This is a genomic window from Streptomyces sp. NPDC060198, from assembly GCF_042728415.1.
GTDB lineage: Bacteria > Actinomycetota > Actinomycetes > Streptomycetales > Streptomycetaceae > Streptomyces.
This window is the reverse complement of record NZ_JBHWZJ010000678.1, coordinates 1-1,375: the sequence shown is the minus strand read 5'-3', so window position 1 is coordinate 1,375 and position 1,375 is coordinate 1. Positions and strand designations below refer to the sequence as shown.

Sequence of the window (1,375 nt, the reverse complement as noted above, 5' to 3'; positions counted from 1 at the left end):
GTACCCGCCGCGTCGGCCGCCGGTGGCCGACGCGGCGCCCGGCCGACCCCGCACGCATGCCGCACCCAGCAGCGATTTCGCGCCATCGTCGTCACTCGTGCGAGTGGTACGGAACGGCCGGTTGTCCTCCCACCGGGGTGCAGCAACGTTCCGGCGGTCCGTAACACCCCTGCGGACTGGCATCCTTGGGTCTGTGCCGTCGTGGCGCGCAACCCTCACCGACACGGGAAGTCCGGGAGCCAATCAACGTGTCACAGCTGCGAACGGTGCAGGTCCTGGGCGGCGGCGGGGCCGGCAGTGGTGCCCACGTCGGATCCCTCGCCGCCGGGCTGATCGCGCGCGGGGTGCACGTCACCGTCTGCGCGCCCGCCGCCGTGGACCGGGTCCACGGCTTCTCCGCGACCGGCGCCCGCTTCGCGGCGGTGCCCCGGCGCGGCGACCCCGTCTCCATGGCCGCGCTGCGCTCCGCCTGCCTCGGCGCGGACGTCGTGCACGCGCACGGCCCGCACGCGGCCCTCCGCGCCGCCGCCGCACTCGGCGGCCTGCGCACCCCGCTGGTCGTGACCTGGCACGGCCGGGGCCACGCCGAGGGCGCCCGTCGGCGTGTGCGGCACCTGCTGGAGGTACGGGCGGCCCGCGCGGCGGCCGTCCTGCTGGGCACCTCCTCCGATCTCGTGGACCGGGCCCGCCGCAGGGGAGCCAGGGACGCCCGGCTGGCGCCGGTCGCCGCACCGGTCTCGCGCTACCCCGTCGACACCGCGCACCTCGACAAGGTGCGGGCCGAACTCGGGTCGGTGGGAAGCCCGTTGCTCCTCTCGGCCGGCAACCTGATGCCGCGTCACGGGTGGGGTCTCCTGCTCGACGCCGCCCGGCTGCTGGGCGGACTGGACCCGGTGCCCCAGGTGGTCGTCGCCGGTGAGGGGCGCGAGCGGGCCGCCCTGCAACGCCGCGTCAAGAGCGAACGGTTGCCCGTCCGGCTGATCGGCGCCCGGGACGACATCGCCGAACTCGTCGCGGCGGCGGACCTCGTGGTGATCCCCAGCCGATGGGAAGCCCGCTCCCGCCTCGCGCAGGAAGCTCTCCGCGCCGGGACGCCGCTGGTGGCCACCGCGGTCGGCGGCATCCCCGAACTCGTGGGCGACGCCGCCGAACTCGTCCCGTACGGCGACGCCGGGGCGCTCGCCCGGGCGATCGCGGGACTTCTCCTCGATCCGGACCGGTGCGCCCTGCTGGCGGCCGAGGGCCGGTCGCAGGCCGCCGGCTGGCCCACCGAGGAGGACACCATCACCCATGTGCTCAGCGTCTACGACGAGTTGGCGCAGCCGGCCAACCGGGCCCGCTGACTCGCCCCCGGCCCGCCCCCCGGAGCGAGGGG

Annotated in this window: 1 protein-coding gene; it reads left to right on the top strand. The window is 76.5% G+C overall.

What is annotated here, in order from left to right:
• The first annotated feature begins 248 nt into the window (after nt 1–248).
• The gene (locus ACFWEP_RS34670; RefSeq protein ID WP_387376286.1) at nt 249–1,343 is read left to right on the top strand and encodes a glycosyltransferase family 4 protein; all 1,095 of its coding nucleotides are present in this window, start codon (nt 249–251) and stop codon (nt 1,341–1,343) included.
• Nucleotides 1,344–1,375 lie beyond the last annotated feature (32 nt).